At 71.8% G+C, this 21,844-nt stretch carries 14 protein-coding genes and 1 pseudogene; 13 read left to right on the top strand and 2 right to left on the bottom strand.

Annotation, left to right across the window (positions count from 1 at the left end; genetic code table 11):
- A partial coding sequence (locus tag PINTE_RS23810) for a hypothetical protein (RefSeq protein ID WP_217996486.1) occupies window positions 1-221 on the top strand: 221 nt, incomplete at its 5' end.
- On the top strand, window positions 218-1,759 hold the full coding sequence (locus tag PINTE_RS03835; protein WP_084343189.1) for a (Fe-S)-binding protein: 1,542 nt from the start codon (window positions 218-220) through the stop codon (window positions 1,757-1,759). The genes PINTE_RS23810 and PINTE_RS03835, both read left to right, overlap by 4 nt.
- A 231-nt stretch (window positions 1,760-1,990) precedes the next feature.
- Here the strand turns inward: PINTE_RS03835 and PINTE_RS03830 are convergent, their stop codons facing one another.
- Window positions 1,991-2,740, bottom strand: a complete 750-nt coding sequence (locus PINTE_RS03830; protein WP_068426499.1) for an SDR family oxidoreductase — start codon at window positions 2,738-2,740, stop codon at window positions 1,991-1,993.
- 118 nt (window positions 2,741-2,858) lie between these two features.
- Between PINTE_RS03830 and PINTE_RS03825 the strand changes: the two genes are divergently transcribed.
- The 11 genes and pseudogenes from PINTE_RS03825 (at window position 2,859) to PINTE_RS03775 (ending at window position 20,025) form a co-directional block, all read left to right on the top strand.
- Window positions 2,859-4,790 carry an oxidoreductase gene (locus tag PINTE_RS03825; RefSeq protein ID WP_068426497.1) on the top strand — a complete coding sequence of 644 codons (1,932 nt, stop codon included), beginning with the start codon at window positions 2,859-2,861 and terminating at the stop codon, window positions 4,788-4,790.
- Window positions 4,791-5,037: 247 nt separating this feature from the next.
- Window positions 5,038-5,931 (top strand): aldo/keto reductase, encoded by an 894-nt coding sequence (locus tag PINTE_RS03820; protein ID WP_068426492.1) that lies wholly within the window; start codon window positions 5,038-5,040, stop codon window positions 5,929-5,931.
- Window positions 5,932-5,940: 9 nt separating this feature from the next.
- Window positions 5,941-6,929, top strand: a pseudogene (locus PINTE_RS03815) (aldo/keto reductase).
- 130 nt (window positions 6,930-7,059) lie between these two features.
- A complete protein-coding gene (locus PINTE_RS24145) occupies window positions 7,060-7,794 on the top strand; it encodes a cupin domain-containing protein (protein ID WP_245642783.1) in 735 nt (244 codons plus the stop codon).
- 187 nt (window positions 7,795-7,981) lie between these two features.
- On the top strand, window positions 7,982-9,625 hold the full coding sequence (locus PINTE_RS03805) for an ABC transporter substrate-binding protein (protein ID WP_245642782.1): 1,644 nt from the start codon (window positions 7,982-7,984) through the stop codon (window positions 9,623-9,625).
- Window positions 9,625-10,704: an ABC transporter permease gene (locus PINTE_RS03800; protein WP_245642781.1), complete on the top strand. Its 1,080-nt coding sequence runs from the start codon at window positions 9,625-9,627 to the stop codon at window positions 10,702-10,704. The genes PINTE_RS03805 and PINTE_RS03800 overlap by 1 nt, the downstream gene beginning before the upstream one ends.
- A complete protein-coding gene (locus PINTE_RS03795; RefSeq protein WP_068426491.1) occupies window positions 10,701-11,525 on the top strand; it encodes an ABC transporter permease in 825 nt (274 codons plus the stop codon). Before PINTE_RS03800 ends, PINTE_RS03795 begins: the two co-directional genes overlap by 4 nt.
- Window positions 11,525-13,339, top strand: a complete 1,815-nt coding sequence (locus PINTE_RS03790) for an ABC transporter ATP-binding protein (protein WP_084343187.1) — start codon at window positions 11,525-11,527, stop codon at window positions 13,337-13,339. The genes PINTE_RS03795 and PINTE_RS03790 overlap by 1 nt, the downstream gene beginning before the upstream one ends.
- Window positions 13,340-13,898: 559 nt before the next feature.
- Window positions 13,899-15,380, top strand: coding sequence for an HNH endonuclease signature motif containing protein (locus PINTE_RS03785; RefSeq protein WP_068426490.1), 1,482 nt, complete (start codon window positions 13,899-13,901; stop codon window positions 15,378-15,380).
- Window positions 15,381-15,490: 110 nt separating this feature from the next.
- Entirely contained in the window at window positions 15,491-18,937 is a 3,447-nt protein-coding gene (locus tag PINTE_RS24720; RefSeq protein ID WP_068426489.1) for a DUF3604 domain-containing protein, read from the top strand.
- A 113-nt stretch (window positions 18,938-19,050) separates the two neighbouring features.
- Entirely contained in the window at window positions 19,051-20,025 is a 975-nt protein-coding gene (locus PINTE_RS03775; RefSeq protein WP_068426485.1) for an NADPH:quinone oxidoreductase family protein, read from the top strand.
- A gap of 496 nt (window positions 20,026-20,521) precedes the next feature.
- Here PINTE_RS03775 and PINTE_RS03770 read toward each other — a convergent pair whose 3' ends face one another.
- Window positions 20,522-21,556 (bottom strand): NAD-dependent epimerase/dehydratase family protein, encoded by a 1,035-nt coding sequence (locus tag PINTE_RS03770; RefSeq protein ID WP_068426483.1) that lies wholly within the window; start codon window positions 21,554-21,556, stop codon window positions 20,522-20,524.
- Window positions 21,557-21,844 lie beyond the last annotated feature (288 nt).

Here is a 21,844-nt window from a genome sequence, read left to right as displayed (position 1 = left end):
CCAGCCTGCGGCACCGGCCCGCCGGCCTCGACCTGCCGGCCTGGGGCCCGGCCCCGTCGTCGTCGGCGCTGTTGCGGGCCGTCTCCGCGGCCGTCGACCCCGAACAGCGGCTCGGCCGCGGGCGATTCGACCCCTGGCTCCCGGGCTCGGCAGGTGCGCAGGCTTCCGAGACCGGCGCGAGCCCGACAACCCCGACGACCCCGACGGGAGGCACCTCATGAGCACCCACGGCACCCGACCCGCCCTCGGATCGGAGGAGCCCGAGGGCGCGCACGGCCACGCCGGTGCCGTCGGTGCCGGCGGCCACGGAGGTCCCGGAGGCCCCGGCGGCCACGGAAGCTCCGGCGGCCTCGGAGGCCCTGACCGGCCCGGTGGCCCCGGCTCCAGCCCCGGCGGCCCCGCCGGGGCTGGAGCCGGCGGCGATGCGGCGGCGACCGACTCCTCGTTCGACGCGTTCCACCCGCCGTCGGCGGAGTTGCTCGCGGACTGCGTGCACTGCGGCTTCTGCCTGCCGACGTGCCCGACGTACACGCTGTGGGGTGAGGAGATGGACTCGCCGCGCGGGCGGATTTACCTCATGGAGATGGCGCGCAAGGGCGAGATCGGCCTGGAGGGCGCGTTCACCACGCACATGGACCGTTGCCTGGGCTGCATGGCGTGCGTGACCGCGTGCCCGTCGGGGGTGCAGTACGACCAGCTGCTCGAGGCGACCCGCCCGCAGATCGAGCGCAACGTTCCGCGCAGCGCGGCGGACAAGGCGTTCCGGGAGGCGATCTTCGCGCTGTTCCCGTACCGGCGGCGGCTGCGGGCCGCCTCCGTGGCGGGGGCGGCGTACGCGGGGGTGCGTTCGCGGGTCGGCGGTGAGCGCATCGACGGGCTGCTGGCCCGGCTCCCGAAGCGGCTGGAGCGGCTGGTGGCGTTGGAATCGCTGCTACCCCCGGTCGACGTGAAGGCGGCGTTCACGCAGCTGCCGGAATTCACCCGGGCCGACGCTGCGACCGGATCCCGGCGGGGCCGCGTGGGCATGCTCGTCGGCTGCGTGCAGGACGTGTTCTTCCACCACGTCAACGAGGCGACGGTGCGGGTGCTCGCGGCGGAAGGCTTCGACGTCGTCGCGCCCCGCGAACAGCAGTGCTGCGGGGCCCTGTCGATGCACGCCGGCCGGGAGCCGGAGGCCGCGGAGCGCGCGAAGAAGCTCATCGAGGTCTTCGAGGCGGCCGGGGTCGACGCGATCGCGGTCAACGTCGCCGGCTGCGGATCCTCGCTCAAGGAGTACGACCGACTCCTCGCCGATGACCCGGAATGGGCTTCGCGGGCAGCGGAGTTCAGCGCCAAGGTGCAGGACGTCTCAGAGCTGCTGGCGAGCGTGCTGGCCGAGCCTCGCGCGCCGCGCCACCCGATCGAGGCGCGGGTCGTCTACCACGACGCGTGCCACCTCGGCCACGCCCAGGGGGTGCGCGCCCAGCCGCGCGACGTGCTGCGAGCGATCCCCGGCGTCGAGCTCGTCGAGCTGCCGGAGGCGGAGATCTGCTGCGGCTCGGCGGGCATCTACAACATGCTCCAGCCGCAGGCCGCGGCCGACCTCGGCAAGCGCAAGGCCGACAACATCCGCGGCACCGGCGCCGACGTGCTCGTCACCGGCAACCCCGGCTGCCTGCTGCAGATGCGCAAGCACCTCGGCGCTGACCTGCCGATGCTGCACCCCATCCAGCTCGTCGACGCCAGCATCCGCGCCGTCCCCCGCCCCTGGGAAGCCTGACCCAACGACCCTGCCCCACCAACGCTGCCCCAACGACCCTGAAAACTGCGTGTCACGGTCGGAACTGCGGTTCGTGTCGCAGTCGTCACCACGACACGCAGTTCTCAGCGACGTCATCGTGGGGCGGTTGGGGCGGTTGGGGTCGGGGCGGCCGGGGTCAGTCCGGGTCGTCGGGGCAGTCCGGCCGATCGGGGCGGTCGGGCCGTCGCGGGCCGTCCGGTGTCGGGGCCGTCAGGCCTCGTCGGGCGTGGCCAGCCACTCGGCGAGCGTAGGGCCGAGCAGTCTGGCATCGGGCCGAGCGAGCAGGGCGCCTTCGCCGAACGCGGGCAACGACGGGGGAGTCGGGGTGACCGGCCGATCGTCTCCGCGGGCGACGAGGTAGCGGCGGGTCAGCTCGGGCAAGCGCATCGGCTCCGGACCCGCCACGCTCACGTCTCCGGCTCCGTCGGAGGTCGCCGCGTCGACCAACTCGCGGGCCACCGCGGTCAGCGCGATCGGCTGGATCGACCAGTCCTGCGCCTCCACCCGATCCTCGTGCACAGTGACCGCGGCGGGGTTGACCGCGAAGTCGAACCACTGCGCCGACCGGACGACGACGCTGGGCACGGCTGCCTCGCGGGCGACCGCCTCCTGATCGAGCTTGGCGCGGTAGTAGTCGAACTCGCCGAGGCCCGGGTCGTCGATGTTGATGATCGACAGCAGCACGTACCGCCCGACGCCGGCGCCTGTGCACGCCGCGAGAGGGTTGCCGGTCGCGGTGACGACGGCGTCGTGTCGGCTCATGTGTTCATCAGCCGGTACAACATTGCTGGCGTCGATGACGGCCGAGCAACCGACCAACGCCTCCCTCAGCCCGGTGCCCGTGAGCAGATCGACGCCGTTGCCGCGAGTCAGCGGCATCACCTCCAGCCCACGCCGCGCGAGCTCGTCGCAGATCACCCGTCCTGACGTGCCGGTCGCCCCGGCCACTGCGATGTTCATGAGCCTGACGCTGCCACAAGCGGATAGCGCCGCGGAGGCGCACCCATGGCATCGCCCCCCGCCCGCGGGCAGACTGACCTCACCTCTATCCCGCTCAGTCACCACGTCGGAGGAACACGTGACGCAGTGGCGTCTTGACGACGAGGTCCGCGTCGGGCCGATCACCCTGCGCGGCCGCGTCTACCTGCCCGCCCACCAGCCCGGGCTCGCCGAGGGCGGCCGCGTCTCCGACCGCTACATCGCCTACCACCGGCAACGAGCCAAGGCCGGCGTCGCCATGCAGGTCACGGGCGCCACACCGGTCGCGCCCTCGGTTGAGTGGGCCGACATCTGCCTGTGGAACATCGACGAGTCGGTCGTGCCCGGCTACCGGCGCCTCGCGGAGGCGGTGCACGCCGAGGGCGGGCGCATGCTCGCCCAGCTCGCGCACCCGGGGCCGACCGAGTACGAGGGCGTCGAGGTCATCGGCGCCTCCCTCGACCTGTCCGAGGTCACCCGACAGATCGCCGTGCCCGCCACCGCCGCCCAACTCGCCCGCATCATCGACGACTACGCGGCCGCCGCCGACCGCTGCCGCCGCGGCGACCTCGACGGCGTCGAGATCAGCATGGCCCACGGCCTCCTGCTCGCCTCGTTCCTCTCCCCGCTGACCAACCGGCGCGACGACGAGTTCGGCGGCGACGCCGAGCGCCGCCTCGAGTTGCCGCGCCGCGTGCTGCGAGCCGTCCGCGAAACCCTCGGCCACGACCGGGTGCTCGGTATCCGTCTCGGCTGCGACGACCTTGTCGCCGGCGGTCTGGCCCCCGGCGACGCCGCCCGCATCGCCGCCGCCCTCGAACCGCAGGTCGACTACATCAGCGTCATGGTCGGCAACAACAACCGCCTCGAGGCGCGGGTGCGGCACTGGCCGCCCACCCCGGCTCCCGAAGGCCTGTTCCGCGGCGTCGCCCGCACCATCCGCGAGGCCGTCGACGTGCCCGTCGCCGCGGTCGGCCGCATCAAGACCCTCGACCTCGCCAACGACATCGTCACCGCCGGCGACGCCGACCTCGTCGGTATCGTGCGCGCCCACATCGCCGACCCCGAGCTCATCGCCAAGACCCGCGCCGGCCGCACCGCCGACATCCGCCCCTGCGTCGGGGTCAACCACTGCACCAACGGTCTGCTCGCCGGCCGCCCGCTGGGCTGCATGGTCAACCCCGACGCCGGCGACCCCGCCTCCACGTCCGCACTCACCCTTGTCGGACACACCGCCACGGTCATCGGAGCCGGTCCGGCCGGGCTGGAGGCGGCCCGCCGCCTCGCCGAGCGAGGCAGCCGCGTCACGCTGCTCGAATCCGACGACCGCCTCGGCGGCGCGCTGACCGGCTGGACGAGCGCGCCGAGCCGCCGCGAGGTGCACGACCTCGTCGACTGGTACGCCCGACGCCTCGACGCGCTCGGCGTCGACGTGCGCCTCCGTGTCACGGCGACCCCCCAGCTCATCGCCGAACTCGGCGCCGACGACGTCGTCGTGGCCACCGGCTCCACGCCGCGCCCGCTGCCGCTGGAGGCCGACGACGGCTCGGTGCCGTTGCTCGACGTTCGGCAGGCCTTCGACCGAGCGCCCGGCGGGCGCGTCGTGGTCTTCGACGAGGTCGGCGCCCTCGATGCCGCGTTCGTGGCCGAGCACCTCCAGGAGCGGGGCGCCGACCCCGTGCTCGTCACCGCCCGTGTGCATGTCGGCGAGGGTGAGGGCATCACGAGCCTCTACCCGATGCTGCGCACCCTCGGCGACCGGCGCATCCGCACCCTCGAACGCCTGCGCCCGGTCGCCGTCGCTGACGGCCACGTGCGGCTGACCGGCGTGTTCGGCGGCGACGACGTGACCCTGCCCGCCGACTCCCTCGTCTGGTGGACCGGGGGAGCGCCGGTCACCGGCCTGCACGACGCGATCGACGGCGCCCACCTCATCGGCGACGCCCTGCGCCCGCGCCGCGTCGCCGATGCTGTCGCCGACGCGAAGACCCTCGTCGGCGCGATCGAGGCGCGAGTGACCGCCTCCGCCTGACCGAAATGAATCGCAAGCACACCCGTGGAGTGTCCACTCACGAGTGGACACTCCCATCGTGTGCCGCAACGCCGCAGGTCAGAGGCTCGACCACAGGCGCGATCGCGAAATTGTCCACTCGACGCACGCCGAGTGGACATTCCGAGGGCACCCGAAGCCGGCCGCAGTCGAGAGAGAAGCCGAGCAGCGCAAGAGGGTCACTCCGGGGGCCTGTCACCTCACGAAGCGCGCGCCTAGCCTGGGGCGCATGGCTATTCCGACACTGACGTTGAACAACGGCGTGACGATGCCGGCGCTGGGCTTCGGGGTCTTCCAGTCCGCTCCGGAGGAGACGGCCGCCGCCGTGACCACGGCCCTGGAGACGGGGTACCGGCACATCGACACCGCCGCCGCGTACGGCAACGAGCGTGAGGTCGGCGAGGCGATCAGGGCGTTCGGCCTGCCCCGCGACGAGGTCTTCGTCGAGACCAAGGTGTGGATCAGCGACTACGGCTTCGACCAGACCCTGCACGCGTTCGAGAAGTCCGCCGGCAAGCTCGGGCTCGACCAGATCGACCTGCTCATCCTGCACCAGCCGCTGCCCAGCGACTTCGAGAAGACCGTCGCCGCCTACCGGGCGCTGGAGCGGCTGCTGGCCGACGGCAAGGTCCGCGCGATCGGCGTTTCCAACTTCATGCCCGAGCACCTCGAGCGGTTCCTGCCGCAGGTCGAGGTCACGCCGGCCGTCAACCAGATCGAGATCCACCCCTACTTCCAGCAGGGCGAGCTGCTCGAGTACAACACCCAGCGCGGCATCCTCAACCAGGCGTGGTCGCCGATCGGCGGCATCACCTTCTACCCCGGGTGGGGCGACGACAGCCGCCGCAGCACGCTGCAGGACCCCGTCATCAACGAGATCGCCAAGGCCGTCGGCAAGACCCCCGCGCAGGTCATGCTCCGGTGGCACCTGCAGCAGGACCGGCAGGTCATCCCCAAGTCGGTCACCCCGCAGCGCATCCGGGAGAACTTCGACGTGTTCGACGTCGAGCTGACCGACCACCAGCTGGAGCGCATCGACGCGCTCGACACCGGAGTCCGTGGCGGCCCGGAGCCGGCGTCGATCACCCTCGAGACCGCCAACTTCCCGATCCCCGAAGCCTGAGGAGCCACCATGCACACGCGAACACTCGGACAAGGCCTGCAGGTCTCCGCGATCGGACTCGGCGCCATGGGCATGTCGCAGAGCTACGGCCCCAACCCCGGCGACCGCGACGACATGATCGGCGTGCTGCGCTACGCCGTCGAGGAGGCCGGGATCACGTTCGTCGACACCGCCGAGGTCTACGGCCCTACGTCAACGAGGAGCTCGTCGGCGAGGCCCTGGAACCCATCCGCGACCGCGTCGCCATCGCCACCAAGTTCGGCTTCGACATCGTCGATGGCCAGATGCAGGGCCTGAATTCGCGACCGGAGCAGATCCGGGCCGTCGCCGAGGCGTCGCTGCAGCGCCTGCGCACCGACGTCATCGACCTCTTCTACCAGCACCGCGTCGACCCCGACGTGCCGATCGAGGAGGTCGCAGGCACCGTCGGTGAACTCGTCGCCGAGGGCAAGGTGCGCTTCTTCGGCCTCTCGGAGGCGGGCGCGCAGACCCTGCGAAAGGCGCACGCGACGTTCCCGGTCACCGCGCTGCAGAGCGAGTACTCGCTGTGGACCCGCGACCCGGAGACCGAGGTGCTGCCCACGTGCGCCGAGCTCGGCATCGGGTTCGTGCCGTTCAGCCCGCTCGGCAAGGGCTTCCTCACCGGCACGGTCGACACCAAGAAGGGGTTCGGTGAGGGCGACATTCGCGCGAGCATCCCGCGGTTCGAGGCCGAGAACATCGCTGCCAACGAGGCGCTCGTCGATCACGTGCGCACCTTGGCGGGCGGCAAGGGCTGCACGCCGGGCCAGATCGCGCTCGCCTGGCTGCTGGCTCAGCAGCCGTGGATCGTGCCGATCCCCGGAACCCGCCGCCGCGAGCGCCTCGACGAGAGCGCCGGCGCCACCACCGTGGGCCTCAGCGCCGACGAGGTCGCCGACCTGAACTCCCTCGCGGCCCGCGTCGGTGTGTCAGGTGACCGATACAACCAGGCCATGATGGGCCTCGTCGGCCGGTAGCACCCCCACGGGGTTCGCCGCCGCCCGCGCGAACCCGACATGATGAGGCGGGGTCGACGATTCGGCCCCGCCTCACCTGTCCGCACGGCGCACGGACGAGAACGTCGCGACAGCCACGAACGGAGCCCCCATGCCAGACATCGCCCAGCGCTCGCGCATCTTCCGCCCGGACGAGCTGCCGGTCATCGACCGCGGCGGCGGCTGCCGCACGATCCCGCTGGTCACGGCGGCGCGCGGCGGCACGGCGTTCCTCAACGGCACGACCCGCTTCGACCCGGGCGCCTCGATCGCGCACCACACCCACAACGTGCCGGAGTCGGTCGTCGTCATCGCCGGCCGCGCGATCGTCGACATCGACGGCGAGCGCAGCGAGCTCGACACCTTCGACACGACGTTCGTGCCCGCCAACGTGCCGCACCACTTCGAGAACGCCTCCGACTCCGAGCCGATGGCGATCCTGTGGACGTACGGCTCGCTCGACACCACCCGCACCCGCGTCGAGACCGGCGTGCGGGAGCGCATCGACGCCGAACAGCAGTCGGTGCTCGGGGAGCCCGAGACCCGGCCCGTGCACGAGGTCGTCACCCTCGTCGCCGCCCCCGGCAAGGAGGCCGACCTCGAGGCAGCCGTCGCGGCGGCCATGCCCCTGTTCCAGGCGTCCGAGGGTGGCCGCGCGCTGAGCCTGGAGCGCTCGATCGACAACCCGGGCACCTACCGCATGACGATCCAGTGGGAGACCGTCGAGCACCACACCGAGGGGTTCCGCAACTCCCCGGCCTTCGGGCAGTGGCGCGAACTCATCATGGGCACCCTCGCCCAGCCGCCGACGGCCGAGCACTTCGCCGAGGTGTACACGGGCTTCTGAGGGTTGTCGCAGGCGTCGGCGCAATCTCCGCAACAGCGATCGGAAAAGATCTCAGAACGGCATCGATTCGCCGTTTGCGCGACGAGCGCCCGCCTGCGACAAGCGTTTTTGCCGCCCGAGCCCGCGGTGACGTGTTGACACCCCCGCGAACCCCCCTTAGCTTCAACCCAGCCATAAGGGGGTCTTCGTGACACATCGCGCATCACGACCGGATCGGGCGGGGCCATCGGCCCCTGATGGTCGACCATCGGGCCACGACGCCTTCTGGAATCCCCAGCTGAGCCGCCGCGACGCCCTGCGTCTGGGGGCGCTCGGCGTGGCCGGGGCGGCCGGACTGGGCTCGCTGAGCGGGTGCGCCGCGGTGCCCCAACCGGCTCCGGCCGGCGCGGCCCAGCGGCGCGGCGGGGTGTACAGCCACGGCGCCACCGGAGGCGGGCTCAAAGACACTCTCGACCCGCACTTCCCGGTGACCAACCCCGACATCTGCCGCGTGTTCAACCTCTACGAGCCGCTGCTGCGCTGGAACAACTCCTACGAGGTGGAGCCGGCGGTCGCCGAGAGCGTCGAGACCACCGACGCCATCACGTGGACCGTGCGGCTGCGTGAGGGCGTCGAGTTCCACAACGGCAAGACGGTGACTCCCGAGGACGTGCTGCACACCCTGGCCACCGTCACCGACCCGAACAACACCTCGCCCGGTGGCGTGCCGATCGCCGCGGTGCTCGATCTGGCCAACTCCCGCGCCCGCGACGCCCGCACCATCGAGCTGCGGCTCAAGACGCCGTACGCGATCTTCGACCAGCTCATCGCCGAGTACACCGTCGGCATCATCCCCACCGACTTCGACCTGGCGAAACCGGTCGGCACCGGCCCGTTCAAGGCCGACCGCTTCGTGCCCGGCCAGCTGTCGCACTTCCTGCGGCACGACAACTACTGGGAGCGACCGGCCTTCGTCGACGAGCTGTTCGTCTACAACTTCGCCGACGACGCGGCCAAGGTGAACGCGCTGCTCGCGGGTCAGGTGCAAAGCGTCGACAACCTGCCGACGTATCTCGCGCACACCATCGGCAACCAGGGCGCCACCGCCTTGGTCGCCGAGGCCGGGGCCTGGGTGCCGTTCACGATGCGCGTCGACGTCGCCCCGTTCAGCGACGTGCGGGTGCGGCAGGCGCTGCGGCTCATCGTCGACCGCCAGCAGATGATCGACCAGGCCCTCAACGGCTACGGCTCCATCGCCAACGACCTGTACGCACCCTTCGACCCCGGCTACGCCCACGACCTGCCGCAGCGCACCCGCGACATCGACCAGGCCAAGTCGCTGCTGCGTCAGGCCGGCCAGTCCGACCTGCAGGTCGAGCTCGTCACCTCCAGCGGAGTCGGTGCGGGCGCCGTCGAGTCCGCCAACCTCTTCGTCGAGCAGGCCCGCGAGGCCGGAGTCAGCGTGCGCCTCAACCGCGCCGACCCGAACACGTTCTACGGCGAGCAGTACCTGTCGTGGCCGTTCGCGCAGGACTTCTGGAACACCCGCAACTACCTGCCGCAGGTCTCCTCCTCGTCGCTGCCGAGCTCGCCCTACAACGAGACCCACTTCAACGACCCGGAGTTCATCGACATCGTCACCCGGGCCGGCCAGGAGGTCGACGACAACCGACGCTACGAACTGCAGCGCCAGGCCCAGGAGATCGAATGGAACCGAGGAGGATTCATCATCTGGGGGTTCCGCAACCAGGTCGACGCGTACTCCAACCTCACCACCGGCCTCAAGCCGCACCGGTACATGCCGTGTGACGCGTTCGGCTTCAAGAACGTCTCGTTCGTGCAGGAGGCGTGATGACCGACAAACCCACCGAGACGATGACCGATTCCGTTGACACGACCGCTTCTTCACCGGCCGGTGCCACCGCCTCCGGTGGCGCGAAGCGGCCCTCGCGGCGGCCCGGCGTGCTGAACTGGGCCGTGTGGCTGGGCCGCCGGCTGCTGTTGGCCCTGCTCACCTTGTGGCTGTGCTCGCTGGTCGTCTACCTGGCCACCGCCGCGCTCGGCGACCCGGTGCGCGCGATCCTCGGCCGCGACTACGAGACCAGCCCCGAGCGGGTCGCCATGATCCGCGAGCAACTTCGCCTCGACGAGCCGGTGCTCATGCGCTACTTCGGTTGGCTCGGTGACCTGCTCACCGGCAACCTCGGCAGCTCGGTCGTCAATCAGACTCCGGTCGGGGAGCTCATCGGCAGCCGCGTGCTCAACTCGGCGGTGCTCGTGCTCATCGCCGCCGCGATCATGATCCCGCTGGCCATCGTCATCGCGATGATCTCGGCCAACTACCGCGGGCGGCGCGCGGACGGCGTCATCCAGGTCATCCTGCTCACCCTCGCCGGGCTGCCGGAGTTCGTTGTCGGCATCCTGCTCGTGGCGGTCTTCTCCACCACCGTGCTGCACGTGCTGCCCGCCGTGACGATCGCCGGAGGCGGTGCGCCCCCCTGGGCCAACCCCGCCTCGATGATCCTGCCGGTGCTCACGCTCGTCATCGCGGTCTCCCCGTACGTCTCCCGCATCGTGCGCGCCAGCCTGCTGGAGGTGCTCGACTCCGACTACGTCGAGCTGGCCCGGCTCAAGGGCGTGCCGGAGGCGATCGTCATGCGACGCCACGCGCTGCGCAACGCGATCGTGCCCGGCATCCAGGTGATCGCGCTGCAGTTCGCCTGGCTCGCGGGCGGAATCGTCATCGTCGAGTACCTCTTTGCCTACCCCGGCATCGGCGCCAGCCTCGTCGACGCGGTGCGCAACAGCGACTTCCCGGTGGTGCAGGCGCTGGCGATGATCATCGCGGGCGTCTACGTCGGTGTGAACCTCATCGCCGACATCCTCTCGATCCTGGTCAACCCCCGTGCGAGGACGGCGATCTCGTCATGACTGTGTCGCCTGGGCTGCGCCCCTACCTGCGTTCCGGCCGACTCGTCGTCGGCCTGACGATCACCGTGCTCATCACGTTGCTCGCGATCGTCGGCCCGTGGATCGCCCCGCACGGCCAGTACGACATCGTCGGCCGGCCGTTCACCGCCGACTCCTTCTTCGGCACCGACTACCTCGGGCAGGACGTGTTCTCCCGGGTGCTGGCCGGCGGGCGTTCGATCCTGCTCATCTCGCTGCTGGCGACGGTGCTCGGCATCGTGGTCGGCGTGCTCATCGGCGTCATCGCCGCGTACGCCGGCGGCTGGCTCGACGAGACGCTCATGCGGCTCAACGACGTCGCGCTGGCGTTTCCGCAGATCCTGCTCGCGCTGCTCGTGCTCAGCGCCGTCGACCAGCCGGCGGCATGGATGATCGTGCTCATCGTCGGCATCTCGCACGCCCCGCGCGTGGCCCGCGTGGCCCGCGGTGTGGCGCTCGGCATCGTGCCGCGCGACTTCGTCACCTCCGCCGAGGCGCTCGGCGAATCCCGGCTGCGGGTCATCCTCTTCGAGGTGCTGCCGAACATGAGCGCGCCCCTGCTCGCGGAGGCGGGCCTGCGACTGACGTACTCGATCGGCATGGTCGCGGGCATCGGCTTCCTCGGTTTCTCCACCAACCCCGGCGCCGCCGACTGGGGTCAGATGATCAACGAGAATCGGCTCGCGCTGCTCGTGCAGCCGTGGGCGGTCGTGCTGCCCGTCATCGTCATCGGCATCTTCACGATCGGCACCAACCTGCTCGCCGACGGCGTCACGCAGGTCGCCGGAAAGGGAGGCGAGTGATGAGCGCCGAACCCACCTCGCCCCCCGTCGAGCCGGACGCGTCCGGCGGCGTCTACGTCAACGGCCTGCGCGTCGTGCTCACCGGCCGCGAGACCAAGGGCCTGGACGTCGTCGACGACATCGAACTGCGGCTGCGGCCCGGTGAGATCCTCGGGCTCGTCGGCGAATCGGGCTCCGGGAAGACGACGATCGGCACGGCGATGCTCGCCTACAGCCGGGCCGGGGCGGCCATCGACGCGGGGACGGTCGAGCTCGGCGGGCGCGACATCCTCACGCTCGACGCCCGCGGCGTGCGCGCGATGCGGGGGCACGAGGTGGCGTACATGCCGCAGGACCCGGCGGCCGCGCTCAACCCGGCGATCCGCATCGGCCGCCAGCTCGTGGAGTACCTCGAGCTGCGCGGCGAGGGCACGTCGGCGGAGCGGCTGTCGCGGGCCCGGGAGGGGCTGCGCGAGGTCGGGTTGCCCGACGACGACGAGTTTCTCGCCCGCTACCCCCACCAGCTCTCCGGCGGGCAGGTGCAGCGGGTGGCGCTCGCGATGGCGTTCCTGCCCCGGCCGAGGGTGCTCGTGCTCGACGAGCCGACGACCGGTCTCGACGTGACGACCCAGGGACTCGTGCTGCGCACCGTCAAGTCGTTGTGCGAATCGCACGGCGTCGCGGCGCTGTACGTCACCCACGACCTCGCGGTGGTCGCCAATCTCGCCGACCGCGTGGCGGTCATGTACGCCGGTCAGATCGCCGAGATCGGCGCGCGCGAAGAGATCTTCCATTCGCCGGGGCACCCGTACACGCGGGCGCTGCTCGACGCGATCCCGCACCTGAGCTCGGCGCGGGCGCTGTCGGGCATCCCGGGCAGCACGCCCGGGCCGGGGCGTCGGCCGGGCGGATGCCGGTTCCACACGCGCTGCGAGTTCGCCGTCGAGGAGTGCGGGGCGCGCGAGATCGGTTCGGTGGAGGTGTCGCCCGGGCACTGGGTGCGCTGCATCCGCGCCGACGAGCTGCCGTCGTGGAGCATCGAGACCGGAGACGTGCCGGACACCGACCCGCGCCGCGACCGCGACATCGTGCTCGCGGTCGAGCACCTCGACGTGTTCTACGGGCGCAAACAGGTCGTCTTCGACGTCAACTTCGACCTCGCGCGTGGGGAGGTGCTCGCGTTCGTCGGGGAGTCGGGCTCCGGCAAGACGACGTCGTCGCGCGCCATCGGCGGGCTCAGCAAGGAGTGGAAGGGCAAGGTCGTGCTCGACGGGCACGAGTTGGCCCGCGGGGCCCGGCAGCGAAGTGCCGAGGACCGCAAGCGCATTCAGTACATCTTCCAGAATCCGTACCTGTCGCTGAACCCGCGGCTGACGATCGAGCAGATCGTCAAGCGGCCGATGGAGCTGTTCGGTCTGGCCAAGGGCAAGGAGGCCACCGACCGGGTCGTCGAGCTGCTCGACGCCGTGGCGCTCGGGCCGACGGTGCTGAAGTACCGCACGAGCCGGCTCTCCGGCGGCGAACGCCAGCGCGTCGCGATCGCGCGGGCGCTCGCCGCGGAGCCCGAGGTGCTCGTGTGCGACGAGATCACCTCCGCCCTGGACGTGTCGGTGCAGGGCTCGATCGTCGACATGCTCGATCGGCTCAAGCGTGAACGGGGCATCTCCATGCTGTTCGTCACGCACAACCTCGCCCTCGTGCGCTCCATCGCCGACCGCGTGCAGGTGCTGCAGGCCGGCCGCGTCGTCGAGCAGGGCTTCGTCGTCGACGTCATGGAAAACCCGCAGCAGGAGTACACCAAGCGGCTGTTGGAGAACACGCCCACGATGCGGTGAGGTCGGCCGGGTAGGTCGCCGGCTTCGTGGGGGCCTCCGACTCCAGGGCCTGGAAGGTCGTGCGTTCACGCGCTGCCTGTCGTCATGGGCTTCGGCCCAGATGACTCGCGACATCGCGACAGCGGCCTTCATCGGCGACGCCCAGGCACGACTTCCGGCTCGGCCGGCCGAGCCGCGTTATGTTGCGCCAGATTCCTCGTCGCTGCCTGAAACCGTTCACTGGGTGAGATTTCCCGGGGTTTTTAACCCGTATTGTGCGCCCCTATTCAGGGTCTTCTTATTCGCTCGACTGGCCGCTGCCCAGGACGCCGAGGGATGTGCTCGCCGGTTTCGTGGACGCTAGCTTTCTGCTGTCTATCATGCTAGAATCGAACTGTTGATCGAACTCGACTTCGCTCATTGGGAAAGGGGTCGCGTGATGTCTGAGGGGGCGGTTCCGCGGTCTGATGGTGCGGCGATCTCTCGGTTGATTACGGCTGCGCGGGATTTGCGTGACCAGCCCGAGAATGGCGGGTGGGTGCGGTTGCGGGAGATTTCGCAGGCGTATGACGAGCTTGATGTGCAGGCCTCGGATGCCGCGGGCGAGTTGGCGCAGGCCCAGGCGGCCGCGGACCTGGCGGTGCAGAACGAACAGATCGACCGGGGCCGGTTGGCGCGTCGGTATCGCAAGTCGGCAGGGGTGTTGTTGGACGAGGCCCGCGCCTGCATCGTCGACACCGCGGTCGCGACCCTTGGTGGGCCGGCCGGTGTGTGGCACGGTCGGGTCGCGCTCGGGGTGGCGCCGGAGTCGGTCGCCGCGCCGATCAAGGAAGCGGTCGCCGCGCGGGCGATCACTTTCGGCCAAGGGTGTGCGTTGGTGCGCGAACTCGACGCGCCCGAGGTCACGGCGGAGGCGGGCCAGAAGGTGTGCGACGCGGTGCTCGAGTATGCGGCCGAGAAGTCCGCGGCGACGGGTGCTCCGTTGGGGCAGGGGGCGTTCTGTCGGAAGAAGCGCCGGGAGATGGTCAAGCACGTCAACACGCGCGCCCGGCGGGCGCGGGCGGTGCGGCAGCGGGACACCTGGGTCACGGTGGACGACGACGGTTCGGCTTCGTTCGGAGTCAGCGGCGCGGACGCCCGCTGCCTGGGAGCGTTCCGCCGGGTCGACGCGATCGCCCGCGCGACCCGCGCCGGCGGTGACCCGCGCACCTTGGCGCAGCTGCGCTCCGACGTTGCGTTGGACCTGCTGCTGTTCGGGCAGCCGCACGCCGACGCCCCCACCGCCGTGGACCACCCCGGCGAAGGCGGGTGGCCGGCCGCGAAGGTCTCGGTTGTCGTGTCTCTCGCTTCCCTGGCCGGGCTCAACCAGGAGCCGGGGACGGTCGAGGGTGTCGCCGTCGACGCTGACACCGTGCGGGAGGTGGCGTTCGCGGCCGGGTCGACGTGGCAGCGGCTGGTGGCCGACCCGCTGACCGGGTACGCGATGGCACAGGTCGCCAAGTCGTATGCGCCGCCGCCGCGGATGGCCCGCGCCGTGCGCGACCGTGACGGGGTCTGCCGGGCGCCCGGGTGCGCCATACCGGCGGCGCGGTGCCAGCTCGACCACGTCGTCGAAGTGCGTGACGGCGGCACGACCCGGGGCGACACCATCGCGGACGGGTGCGAACGACATCACGCGAAGAAGACCCGACGGCACTGGGCCGCCCGGATCACCCCCGACGGCGTCGTCGAATGGCGGCTACCCGACGGGCGGGTCTACCCGACGTTCCCGATGGACTACCGCGAATTCGGACTCCACGTCGACGACCGCGGCGACGAATCGGCCGCCTCCGTCCCCGAACGTGCCGAGGAAGCACACCCCGGGGACCGGCCTGCGCGCAAGGTCCTTATCGACGCCGCGGACCTCCAGGCCATCGACTACGACGCCGTCAACCACCCCCGCGAACTCAACCGTCTCCGCGACGAGATCACCCGCCTCCGAGACGAACTCACCGCCGAACGAGCGAGCCACGCCGCCACCGGCTCCCCGCTGGCTCAGCAGCTTGAACCCCCGCCCTTCTAAACCGCGTGGCCGCCCGCGGAGGCTGAGCAGGCCGCGTCCGTGACGCTCGAGGCGCCTGCCATGATCGTGGCCGACCCGTCGGCGCGAGGCCGCGGGTCACGGGAGGTTCGATGAGCGAGCACACGCACGACGACCACGGCCCCGCTGGGAACAGCCACGCCGGGCACACCTTCGGCCACTCGCACGGCCACTCGCACGGCCACTCACACGGGCACGGGCATCACGGCCACGCGCACGGCTGCTCCGCCGACCACCACACCGGCGACTACACCCCCCAGCAGCGTGCCGACCTCGAACTCGTGCTCGCCTTCAACCACCGCCTCGCCGACGCCATCGACGCCTGCCTCGACACCTCCGCCACCGTCGCCAGCCTCGACCCCGATCCGCTGCGCTACATGTGGGTCGACGAGGGAGCCGGTCACATCCCCGCCCAGATCGCCCTCGCCGAGCGCGTTCTCGAGCAGGCCGCCCCGCTGCCCGGGCACGCCCGCGGCGCCGCCGTCTCCGTGCCGAGCAGCCACGCCGCCCGGCCGAGCATCGCCACCAGCCCCACCGCCGGCACCCTCATCGCGTGGATCGAGTGGGTCGAGGGCGAGGGCGACCGGCTCGTCGCACGACTCGACGGCCCCGGCTCCCCGGGCGAATCCGAGTCGGTCCTCCCCGATCTCGCCGACGTCTTCCGGCCCACCGCCGCGTTCGGCGCCCACGGCGTCCCGTGGGTGTTCTTCGGCCGCCGCGACGGCCACGACGTCGCCGTCTGGGCAACCCACCGCGGATCCGAGGGCTGGTCGCCCGCGCAGCGCGTCAGCACCAGCGACGGCCCCTCCTTCAACCAGGAGGTCATCACCCACTCCGACGGCGTCATCGAGGTCGTCTGGCAGGGCCGCCTGCCCCGCACCGACCCCGACAGTGATCACGCCGACGAGAACGGTGACGAACAACCCCGCGATCCGGGCCGGTTCGGCATCTACGCCCGACGCCTGCACCCCGACGACCGACCCGGCCACGATCCCGCCTGGGGCGAGTCCGTGCTCGTCAGCGAGGGTGTCGACGGCAACGTCTGGGACCCGGCCGTCGCCTCCACCCCCAACGGATCCGCCTACTCCTGGGCCGAATACATCGACGGCCGTTACGCCGTCGCCGTCCGACACCGCATCGGCGCCCGCCGCGGTACAGAACGCCTCGGCCCCGTGCACGTCATCACCGGCGGCACCGACTACGCCCTGCACCCCAGCCTCGCCAGCACCACCGACGGACGCCTGTGGTGCGCCTTCGACGTCATCACCGTCACCGGTCACGGCGCCAGCGGCCCCACCCGCCTCAAGCGCCGGCCCGGCACCGCCGCCGACACCACCGCCTCCCAGGACGGCATGCGCGCCCCCGGCGCCTCCGTGCCGCCCGAACTGCTGCCCGAGGTCACCGCCTCCTTCCGCGTCGTCGCCATCGACGACACCGCCGACCAGGGCCGCCGCGTGCGGCTGCGCGAGGCCCCCGGCGACCTCGCGCCCGCCCTCAACGTCGTCCCCTCCGCCATGCCGCGCCTCGCCGCCACCCCCGACGGCGGACTCGTCGTCGCCTACCGCGTGCACCGCCAGCTGCCCCTCATGACCTACTACTGGGAGGCCGCCGCCCAGGTGCTCGGGCCGAACGGCTGGGAACCGCCGATCACCTTCACCGGCACCGACGCCACCCTCGAGGAGCCGTCGGTCGCCGTCAGCGGCGAGGGGGTCGTCATCGCCACCCAGGGCGACGGCCGTCTCGAACGCGCCCTGCACTGGACCGAGGGCTTCGGCGGCCGCGAATGCCCCTACCTCGCCGACCACCACGGCTCGGTCATCTGGCACGGCGTGCACGGAGCCGGTCAGGTCGTCACCGCGCGCGTCGCCTCCGTCGGCCCCGCCTGCCCGCCTCGCGCCACCGTCGTCGTCGGCTCCGAGGTCGTCTCCGCCGGCCGCGTCGAATCCCGCCGCTGGGCCGGTGCCCCTGGGGGTGCCTCCGGCGGCGTGGCCCGCGAGCGCTACACCGCGCAGACCGCCGACGGCGATTACACACTGTTCTGGGGGGATCTGCACCGGCACTCCCTCGTCAGCCGGTGCACCGCCGGCGACGAGCCCTCCCTCGAGGACTTCTACCGGTACGCCTGGGACGTCTGCGAATACGACTTCTGGGCCGTCACCGACCATGCCGAGAACTCCACCGCCTACCAGTGGTGGAGCATCCAGAAGATCGCCGACCTGCTGCACGTGCCGGGCCGGTTCGTGCCGCTCTACGGCTTCGAGTGGACCTCCGCCGCCCGCGGGCACCAGAACGTCATCTACGGCGACGTCGAGCGCGGCGCCCCGATCTTCTCCGCCTTCGCCGACGGCACCGACGACCCGGCCGGGCTCTGGGAGGGCCTCGCGGCGCACCCGCGCTTTCCGGCGATCACGATCCCGCACCACCCCGGCTCCGCGATGGTCTACAACGACTGGGACTTTCACGACCCGCGCTACAGCCGCCTCGTCGAGGTCTTCCAGGCCTGCCGCGGCAACTATGAGTCGATCAACTGCTTCCGGCAGTACAGCGACGGCACCGCCGCGGGCACCTTCACTCTCGACGGGCTCATGCGCGGGCACCGGTTCGGGCTCATCGCCTCCTCCGATCACGGGCACGGCGCCAGCTACGTCGGGGTGTTCGCGCGGAGCCTGAGTCGGGCCGACGTCTTCGACGGCCTCTGGAACCGGCGCACGTTCGCGGCCACCACCCGCGACGTCGTGCTCGACCTGCGCCTCGACGACCATCTGATGGGCTCCGAACTCACGCTGCCGTCCGGGGCGCGCCGCACCTATCGGGTGCACGCGCAGGCCTATGCGCCCATCGCGCGGCTCGATCTCGTTCGCGACGGGCAGGTCGTGAACAGCGTGCGCGGGGGAGCCGCGGACCTGCCCGAGGGGTGGGTGCGCGCCGACTTCCGCGTCGAGTGGGGTGAGGCCGACATGACCACCACCTGGGACGGCCGGCTGACCGTGAGCGGTGGCGCCCGCCTCGTCGTGCCCGAATTCGTGGGCCCCGAGGTCGATTCCATCTCACACAAGAGTGTGCGGTGGAGCCACCGGACGTTCAGCTTCGGGGAGCCCTACGGCGCCCAGCGCGGCTGCGTGGAGGTCAGCGTCGTCGGGCCCCGCGACGCGAGCGTGCGCGTGCGGACCAACGGCCGCGACGTCAGCGGTCCGCTCGGCCGGCTGGTCGACCGGCTCGCGCGCGGCGACGTCGAACTCGACCTCCCCGACGACGACGTGACCCACGCGCCCGGCCGCCAGGTCAGCGAGGGAACAGGCGGCCGCCTGCGGCTCCAACCCAGCGTCGGCGCCCTCGAATCCCTCGGCGTCACAAGCCTCGACGCCGCCTGGACCGACGACGCGCCGCCGAGCGCCTCGTCGTTCCTCTACGCCCGGCTCATCCTCGTCGACGGTGAGATGGCCTGGACCTCCCCGATCTGGGTCGACACCGAGGGCGTCGACCGCTCCCTGCCGCAGGGTCCGCCCGCCGACGCCGACTCCCTCGTCTACGACATCTGAGCGACAGTTGCCCCGCGGTGCCTTCGCGACGCGGGCGAACCCAGCACCCTGCGAGGGCATCGCGCTAGGTTCGAGCCTCGACGGTGTTCGGATGATTCGGGCGGAGTGGTTCGATGCGTGCGATGGTGGTCGATCGGCTGGAGGGCCTGGCGGCGCTCGCCGCCGGTGAGCTACCGGCTCCGGTGCCCGGGGGCGACGAGGTGCTCATCGACGTGCACCGGGCCGGGGTCGCCTTTCCCGACCTGCTCATGACGCGGGGCCTGTACCAGCGGCGGCCGGAGCTGCCGTTCGCGCCGGGCATGGAGGCGGCGGGCGTCGTGGTGTCGGCGCCGGACGGGTCGGGGGTGGCCGCCGGTGATCGGGTCGCGGCGCTGTGCTGGCACGGCGGGTACGCCGAGCAGGTGGCCTGCCCGGCCGTCAACGTGTTCCCGATGCCGCCGGGGATGTCGTTCGACGTCGCCGCCGCGGTCACCCTCAACTACTTGACCGCGGTCTTCGCGCTCGAGCACCGCGGGGCGCTGCGGGCGGGGGAGACGGTGCTCGCGCACGGGGCCTCCGGCGGCCTCGGCACCGCGTGCGTTCAGGTGGCGGCGGCCGACGGCGCACGGGTCATCGCGGTCGTGGCCGAGGCCGACCGCCGCGGCGGCCCGGCCCGCGAGGCCGGTGCCCACGATGTCGCCGACGCCGAGGGATTCAAGGACGCGGCAAGGGAACTCACCGGCGGGCGGGGCGTCGACGTGGTCGTCGATCCGGTCGGCGGCGATCGCTTCACCGATTCGCTGCGGTCGCTGGCGCCAGAAGGGCGGGTGCTCGTGCTCGGCTTCACCGCGGGGGACATCCCGCAGGTCAAGGTCAACCGGCTGCTGCTGGGCAACCTCGGGGTGCTCGGCGTCGCCACCGGCGAGTACGCGGCGCACCACCCCGAGGCGCCGGCCAACTGGTGGCGTCGGGTCGCCGAGCTGTTCACGGCAGGGCTCGTGAATCCGCCGCTCGCGCAGGTGCTTCCGCTGGAGCGGGCCGCCGATGCGCTGCGCCTCGTCGAACAGCGCCGCGTCGCCGGCAAGGTCGTGCTCGCCGTGCGGGACTGACGCGCGCCTGCCGTTTTGGCGGGCAAGACGAAGTTGGCTTACACACTCGCGTCTGCGCCGGCCGTGCCGTCACAAAGCCGCAGGTCAGCGGGTTGTCGTTGTCCGGCGGGAGCGAGTATGTATGCCAACTTCGTCTCGGTGTCTCGACCGGGGCCCGTCGGGGTGGAGTTGGGGTGGCTCGGCCGGCCCACCCGGCCCACGGCGCGCGCCCCCGGCAGGGCGTGCTCGCAGTGCGGGACTGACGCGCGCCTGCCGTCTTGGCGGGCAAGACGAAGTTGGCTTACACACTCGCGTCTGCGCTGGCCGTGCTGTCACAAAGCCGCAGGTCAGAGGGTTGCCTTGGTCTGGCGGGAGCGAGTATGTATGCCAACTTCGTCTCGGCGTCTCGACCGGGGCCCGTCGGGGTGGAGTTGGTGGCTCGGCCGGCCTACCCGGCGCCCGGCGGATGGCTTCGCGGTCCCGATGGGGTGCTCGCCGTGGTGGGCTGCGCAGCGGCTCAGTCGAGGTGATCGGCGACGAATTGGGCCACGACAGCGTCGATGTCGGCGTCGGGGGCGATGCCCAGGGCCGCGGCGCGGGCGTTGTCGAAGCGGCTGGGCCAGGAGCGCACGATGGCGTCGATCGCCGGGTCCGGCTCGATCGTCACCCGCGCGCGGGCCGCGGCGCCGCCGTGGCGCTCCAGGGCGTCGAGCATCTCGCCGACGGTGACGGTCAGCGCCGGCAGGTTGACCGGCAGCCGCCCGATGAGTTGGCCGAGGCCTTGCCCGCGGCTGGCCTGCGCCAGCGCGAGCAGCCCGGCGACCGTCGTGCGCGGCGAGGCGATCGCCAGCGGCAGGTCGGGGCGCACCGGGCACACCGTGTCGACGCCGGCCAGGGGCTCGCGGATGATCCCGGAGACGAACCCCGAGGCCGCCCTGTTCGGCGCGCCCGGCCGCACGGCCACCGTCATGAGCCGCGCCACGCGCCCGTCGAGCAGGCCGCGACGGGTGTAGTCGGCGATCAGCGCCTCGCACGCGAGTTTCTGTGCGCCGTAGCTGGACTGGGGAAGCGGCAGGGTGGCCTCGGTGACCGGATCCGGCATCGGCAGGGCCGCGTCGGCCCCGTAGACCGCCACGCTGCTCGAGAACACCAGCCGCACGAGCGGTCCGCCACTCTCGCGCTGCGCGCGACAGGCCTCCAGCGCCGCGCGGGTGCCCTCGAGGTTGACCGCCAGTCCGAGATCGAGGTCGGCCTCGCACTCGGCCGACACCGCCGACGCCAGGTGGAACAGCACGTCGACGGGCCGCTCGAACGCCGGGACGAGGGTGTCGGTCAGGTCGCCCTCGAGTGTCGTCACCGGAACGGTGGCTGGCGCAGTCGGCCGCGACGCCCGGTCGAGCAGCACGATCTCGTCGATCGCGCCGGACTCGCCGGGCTCGCCGGGCTCACCAGGCCGGCCGGGCCCCGGCCAGCCGAACGTGCCCAACGCGGCCAACTCCCGCCACAGCGCGGTGCCGACGAACCCGTGTCCCCCGGTGATGACGATGCGCATGCCGATCGACCTCCTTGCCTGGCGAGGCCATGGCCCGGTCCGCCCGATCGATCGGGCCTCGGCGACCGATCGGGTGCCGAACAGCGTGGTAAATCTGCCGCGTCTGCCCGGCGGAAGTTCCCATCATCTCTCGGGGCTCGGGGCTCGGGGCTCGGGGCTCGGGGCTCGGGGGCTCGGGGCTCGGGGCCAGGGGCCAGGGGTCGGGGTTGGAGGTCGGGCTTGGGGGTCGGGCTCGGCTCCGGGGCTCCGGGGCTCCGGGGCTCCGGGGCTCGGGCTCGGCTCGGGGTC

Source organism: Piscicoccus intestinalis NBRC 104926, assembly GCF_001515525.1.
GTDB lineage: Bacteria > Actinomycetota > Actinomycetes > Actinomycetales > Dermatophilaceae > Kineosphaera > Kineosphaera intestinalis.
This window is presented reverse-complemented; position numbering and strand designations above follow the sequence as displayed.